The 6,596-nt window shown below is 35.3% G+C and carries 6 protein-coding genes; all 6 read right to left on the bottom strand.

Annotated elements, in window-relative coordinates:
* Positions 1-180: 180 nt before the first annotated feature.
* Positions 181-477, bottom strand: a complete 297-nt coding sequence (locus IE080_RS19710; RefSeq protein WP_189578695.1) for a four helix bundle protein — start codon at positions 475-477, stop codon at positions 181-183.
* 84 nt (positions 478-561) lie between these two features.
* A complete protein-coding gene (cas1b, locus tag IE080_RS01705) occupies positions 562-1,566 on the bottom strand; it encodes a type I-B CRISPR-associated endonuclease Cas1b (protein ID WP_189578694.1) in 1,005 nt (334 codons plus the stop codon).
* Between the two features lie 64 nt (positions 1,567-1,630).
* Positions 1,631-2,143, bottom strand: coding sequence for a CRISPR-associated protein Cas4 (gene cas4, locus IE080_RS01700; protein WP_189578693.1), 513 nt, complete (start codon positions 2,141-2,143; stop codon positions 1,631-1,633).
* A 57-nt stretch (positions 2,144-2,200) separates the two neighbouring features.
* Positions 2,201-4,864: a CRISPR-associated helicase Cas3' gene (cas3, locus tag IE080_RS01695; RefSeq protein WP_189578692.1), complete on the bottom strand. Its 2,664-nt coding sequence runs from the start codon at positions 4,862-4,864 to the stop codon at positions 2,201-2,203.
* A gap of 1 nt (position 4,865) precedes the next feature.
* Entirely contained in the window at positions 4,866-5,648 is a 783-nt protein-coding gene (gene cas5, locus IE080_RS01690) for a CRISPR-associated protein Cas5 (RefSeq protein ID WP_189578691.1), read from the bottom strand.
* Positions 5,649-5,650: 2 nt separating this feature from the next.
* Positions 5,651-6,592 carry a type I CRISPR-associated protein Cas7 gene (locus tag IE080_RS01685; RefSeq protein WP_189578690.1) on the bottom strand — a complete coding sequence of 314 codons (942 nt, stop codon included), beginning with the start codon at positions 6,590-6,592 and terminating at the stop codon, positions 5,651-5,653.
* Between the last annotated feature and the right edge of the window lie 4 nt (positions 6,593-6,596).

Genomic DNA, 6,596 nt, shown 5'->3' with positions numbered 1-6,596 from the left:
TAATTTATGTTGTCGTAAACACAAAGTACACAAAATAGGGTAGGTTTAAGCAATTGAATCTACCCTTATTTTAAAATCGTTTCTCGGACACTAGTGATTTTGAATTTTTTCTTGCAGTTGAGAATATGCTCAATAATTCTTCAGATTCTTTGAATAACTTTTGAAATGTTTCTACATCAATTAATTGAGCTTCAAATAACATTTCAAGCAAAAGCATGTTTCATCAGCCTCTTCGACAACAATTGAAATTTTACTAAAAAATTCTGCTCCCGACCTTGCCCTACATGCTGCGCAGTAATTTGCTGATTGAGAAGTGGTACTTTTAATGATTTGATAAGATTTCACAGATGATGATTTTTTGCTTGGCAAGTCATCACAGATCTTAATTACCTCAAGCGCTAAATTCTTTGATCGATTTTGTACCTGCTTAATAAATGCAAACCGGTTATTCTCATTAAAATCCCTGCTCTTTTCCATTATTATAAAACATAAATTTAGTATTCAGTTCGTTAATTGATCTTTTCAACCCTTCAATTATTTAACCCTTCAATCGATCAATCCCTACCACCAAATTTTAAAAGGCTGATAGGTTTCCATTCCCAAAAGATGCTTGCTGAGTTTGTAACATTCCAATTTCACCAAACTTTTGTAGCTCACTTGCTTATTCAATGTGCGGTGCTTGATGGTTTCATTGAGTCGCTCCTCAAATGCCCGGATAAAAACCTTTTTTCCTGATTCTTTTAATATTACTTTGTTGACATGGAAATCAAAATCTTTAGATTGAATTTCTTTTTTGTTCAAAACCCTAAATATTGTTCTATCAACTAAAATTGGCTTGAAAATCTCTGCTAAATCAAGCGCCAAGGAATATCTCCTGTATCCAGGTTCATGCAAAAAGCTTATTGTTGGGTTCAATTGGGTATGGTAAATTTGATCCAAGCATAGGGTGTAGCACATCATATTCCCAAATGAAATCAAGGCATTAAGCTCATTCATGGGTGGCTGCTTGCTTCTGCCTTCCATCGCATGTTCCTTGACGATTATGTCAAATGCCTGATAATATACCTGTCGAATATTACCTTCTATACCCATCAGCCCAGGTATGGTAGTGGTATTTTCAATTTCTTTGGCATAGTGTTCAATTTTTGCTAGCTGAAGTTCCAGATCTTTACCTCGATTATGGTAATACCTAAGATTTTTGGACAAATTGAATGCCGCTCCAGTTATCAATTTCTGGGCGATGGCCATACGTTTTCCAGTATGGAGATAATGTTGGGTTTGGTTAATTTGCATTTTACCGGCTAGCAAGTATTCTTTAGATTGAAAACTTCCAGTATAGTGCTCGTAATAATCGAAAAAGTGCACGCTTATTCCATTTTTTCCTAAAAAATTGTAGAGTGCACTGTTAGCATCGAGTGAACCGAAACAATAGAAATCAGATACCCCCTCCACTGGGATGTACTTAGGCATACCTTCTTTACCAGATTCATCTACAGGAGTGAACTTGAGCGTATTGTCTTTTCTGCTCATTCTTCCTGGATTAAAGAGGTAGTAGGTCTTTTTCATAAGAATTGATTGGTCATTTTAAGTATTATATTCAAATTGAATTTGAGAAAGGAGGGTTTATATATTATTCAGGGTCTTCACCAGAATAACAAAAATCATAATAACTGCAGGAACGGCAAATGCTCTTTTTCTTCAGAGGCGGGCAGTTATCTTGGGCTATCAAGTCTTGAATGGCCTTCATCCACTCTTGAACCATTGAGTCATCTCCATCTTCCCATTCCACTACCTGTTTTTGGCGCATTTTGGGATATTCCAGTATGGCGGTGACTCCCTCAATTCCATGCTGCTGTAATACGTACATATAGTATTTCACCTGAGCGATGTGGGCATATTCCGCCTTGTCAGACTTCTTCACTTCATGGATTACTTTGTTTTTAGCATCGTAGTAGTCAATTTTGATGTTTCCAATTTGTAGTTCGGTATATTTCTGTGCTCTGTCTTGATAGGTAGTTTCGCCAATGAGTTTGCCTTCGGCTACCACCTCAGAATTATGCTCCATTCTGATTCCATGAGCATGCAGCCACATTTGGCGCTTGCAAACATGAAAGAGGTTGATTAGGGTAGCGTTTATTTGCATAAATTATAAATTGATTAATTATGGAATTACCGTTACATAACTTGCGTAATAATTGAACTACAAGAAAATCATTTCTCTAAACTTGTTGTCTTCCAATCCTTTTTCAAAATCATAAACCTGTTCATGTGATGCTAAATAAAGGTATCCATACTCTTCCCGATTTCCTCCAGCTTTAAGTTCTTTTACTACTTTACTATCGGAGAATAGAGAAAATGTGTACACAGACATGATGGATTGTAGCATTTTTAGATTTCTTTTTTTTGCATTAAAACCATCTAAATTACTTGTAATCAGATTTTTGTAAAGATTAAAAACCTCTTCTCCAGAAAGTTTACCCTCATAAATTTTTACCCCAAATTCTTCTAAAAATTGTAATTGTTGATTCGAAAAAACAGAAGATGCATCAGGTAGATCAAGAGGAACAAAGACACTTGTATTCGAATGTCCAATCAGCGTAAATTCTTCATCAATCTTTGGGAAGTTTAGTTTCCCTATTAACTCTTTCTCATACGAAGAGGCTGTTCCAGCTAAATTACTTTCCTGATTGGTAATACTTAGCCATTCCTTTACCTTTTCATAAAGCCTATCAAAGCTCTTATGTTTAAGAATATCGAAGTATTCATTTTCAAGATGTGATCTTGTTTCCTTAAACCTTCTATCCTTACCATAGATAACTGAGGCATCATCAAGTTCAAAGAGATAAACCATGCAGTTTTTCTTATTTACGTTTCTGTTGACTCTGCCAGCTAATTGTTCCTCTGAATCTATAATGGAACGGTTTTTAAAACCAAGATCCATATCAATATCCACTCCTGCTTCAACTACTTGAGTCGTAATTAGAAGAACATTTTTGCTCTTATTTTCTTCACTTTTAAGCTCTTCAATAATCTGTTTTCTTCTCGGCTCAAGAATAGTTCCACTTAAAATTTTGATTTCATACTCTTGAAATAATTTTTCTGCAAACAATGCAAATTCAGTAGTCGATTTTTTAAATATGAATTCAATGATTGTTCGTACTTGACCATTGGTTTGTCTGTATTGCTCCGACTTTTCAAAAACTACCTTTGTCAACCATTCAAGATATGATTCCCTTTCTTCTTTCTCAGGACGATTTTTTTGAAGTAGTTCATCACTAAAGCTTACACGATCTGCGAAATTTGGATTCACAAAATAGCGTTCGATAGCATTGGGAATAAGGTAGCAGAATTCAGAAGCAGCTAGATCACCAATCTTTGGCAAAGTTGCAGACATTACAATGAATCTTATATTTAGAGCATTTGCATATTCCCGAATCAAATAGGCCATTTTGTCCCAAAGTATTGGGTTGTATGCTTGGATTTCATCGATTACAACAATGCTATTGGCAAGTCTGTGCATTAAGTAAATACTGCTCTTGTCATTGGCTTTTAGAATGTCAAAAAATCGAACATGACTGAGAAAAGTATATGGATAGTTTACAAATTGATTGTGAATATCATCCAGACGTTCGTCTCCATACAATCCATCCTTATCTTTTTCAGGATCTTCTTTTTGTTTCCATGCAGCCCGACCATGCAGCTCCATCCACTCATCTGATTGTAATCCTAGCGTTTGTATTGCCGCTTTTTGTGTTTGGGTCACTAATGTTGTGAATGGGAAAACATAAAAAACCTTATTTAATTCAGGGTTCGCTTGAAGTAATTCTTGAGTAGCTATGAAAGCCATATTGGTCTTACCTCCTCCCGTTGGTGCTTCTATATAAAAAAGTTTTTTATCAGCATTTCCACGTATTTTTTCAATCGTTTCAGCAGCCATTTTAGAGCGTAGTTTGTTAAGGTGGGTGTTTGATGGCTCCTGAAGTTCCTCTAATGGTTGGCTGTGAAACTCTTTCTGTTTTAAATAGAGATTCTTATTGTGGGTTTGGGTTTCTTGCAAATTTTGAAAGTGTCGATCTTTTTGCTCAATAGATAGCACTCCAAACTCATCATAAGGTTTTGTCCATTTATTGCAGTAATGTGATGTAGCGTAATAATCAGATGCTGTTAGCAGAGAAAAATTTAAACGAATCAATGAAAACCACTCAAATCCTAGGTTTTTAAATATCACATTATTCCTTTTCAAGGAAACAAAACCATTCATCAATTCAGATGGCACAACTTGCTCGTAGCAAGAGAGATAATTTTCCAATTGATTTATTAATTCAGAATTGAGCTTTTGGAAAACGTTAGGGTCGGAGAGGTCATCTAGCTTTGAATTATGGTGCCTTATAATATTATGAGCAAATGCAAAAATTAGACAAATTATTTTTTGTTGCATTTCAGGTTCTTCCTCACTAAACAATTTATAGGCAACAGTCAATTGGTGCATTAGAAACAGATAAGCACTTAAGATAGAATGTTGTGAATCTATCCCATTTTTCACATTTTCAGAGAAGTGATTATAGTTTTTCAGCTTTCGCTGAAAATTTTCATTCACTTTCCCAAAATCATGGTAAAGGATTGCATTCCAAAAAAGTTGTTTACTATATTCAGCAATTGAGACAGATTGATTCGAAACTTTCAAAAACTGAAGGTCAAGCAAAGGTTCTAATCCATGTTTATTTACTAAACCTTGAAAATATTGAGTGACCAATTTCATATGGTCACTCAAAGTTTCATCGGGAGTATGAGCCAAGTAAATTTTCGGTTGCTTTAATAAACTAAAAACATCTGAAATTGATATTAACTCCTTAAATGATTTCATATTAATTCAGTTGAACTACTTCATTTCCTTCAATTACATATAGGTTATCTAATCTGTAGTCATTTGAAAATTTTGCATTGGAAAAAACAAAAGAATCAAGCTCATATTGATACTCTTTACCTCTCTTAGTATTAAACTCCTGAAAGCCTATTGGCAATCTTTCGAAATAGAAAAAAGAATCTATAAGTTTGGATAAAGTAGCTCCAAATCCTATACTCTTCATATTCACTTCTTGGCTTCTACTAACATCACCTTCTTTTTTAGAGAATAAGGTCTTTACCACATATTCTCGATCAAAGTCAAAAGGTTTCAAGTCATATTCCTTGAAACTATCCTTATGCCACCATACTGGAAATTCATTTTTCCCTAGATAGGGGATATACTCAGATTCACCGCTTTTAAGGTAGTCATATAGCGAATGATCGGATGGTAAAGAAATATATACTCTATAGCCAGGCTTTATCAAAGTATTTTCATAGGCAATAAAATTCCCATCCTTATTTGCATAGCCAACGGTATTGGTATATACGATGGTAGTTTTGGGGAAATTTCCCTTTTCAGCACCAATTGGCTCAATTCCTATTTTTAGGTCATGGAGTACTTGATAGTATTGGGGCAGTACACCTCTTTTCTGATAGCCTTCCAATCCTAGGATAGCACCAAATATTCCAATAACAGCAGGTTTATGGAGCATGTTATAACTCATGGCTATCCCGTCATTGGTATCAGGCTTCCTTAAGAATCCAAAATCGGCACATAGATCTATAGAAACTAGTTTTTCCATAATCAAAGATCTAGTTCAATAGCACCGCTAGGAAGGTTAATTACTGAGGTAGTCGCTTTATTGTAATAAACCTCAATTTTTTCAATCTCTGCCAGAATATGCTTTTGTTCTAATAAACCCGATAGGGCAGCTAAATCTATATCCCTTTTGTCATTATCCGTTACTTGAATTAACTCAGTAAAAGAAGGAAGCACCAGTTTAGAACCTTCTTTTAGTTCAACCCAAACAAGCATCTCATTGTCGGTACCAGCTTTTGCAGAGGAATTGTAGTAAGTAGCTCCACTTCTCAGTCCAAGTTTGAGTTTCTCTATATCATCCGTACTTAAATGATTTTCAGTACCCGAAAGCTGTGTAAGCATTTCAAGGTTTTTTGAATTAACCGAAACACCATGTACATAATGACCTTCTCTAAGTTTTGACTGAGAACCAAGGGTAGTCATGGCAGAGTCTGCTTTATCATCATTTGAGTTTCTAAAAGGAGACATGATTTGTTCGGAATAAATCTCTCCTCTTACAAATTGATTAATGCCATGTGTAATTTGTACAGGTCCGTGCATGGATAGATTAGTAGCTCCTGCATAGGTTCCTCCAAAAAGCCTTACATCAAGACATTGGAGCAGGTTACCTAGCATTTTCCTTTTTATCGATGCATCCTTTTCTGCGCCTTTCCCTTCGCCTTTAGGAATTTCTCCGAAATATTTCACATAGGTTTCATCTAGAGACCTGGGATTAAGTGTATCTTCCTTAAGCGTTTTGTAATAGAAGATTTTTTCGCCACCTTCGTGCTGTAGATAATTTCTTACCAAATACTTCAAGGCCTTATCTGTCGCATAAACACGGCCATCGGGTAAAGTTCTAGGTTGATGTGTGAAATCAGCATTGTAATTGGAGTTGATGCTTTTAATTACGACAGCTCCGTAGGCTCTTTTGTTAAACTTGCTCATATTT

Origin of the sequence: Mongoliitalea lutea, from assembly GCF_014652135.1 — a bacterium.
Taxonomy (GTDB): Bacteria; Bacteroidota; Bacteroidia; order Cytophagales; family Cyclobacteriaceae; genus Mongoliitalea; species Mongoliitalea lutea.
The sequence above is the reverse complement of the archived record's forward strand: the minus strand, read 5'-3'. Positions and strand labels throughout refer to the sequence as shown.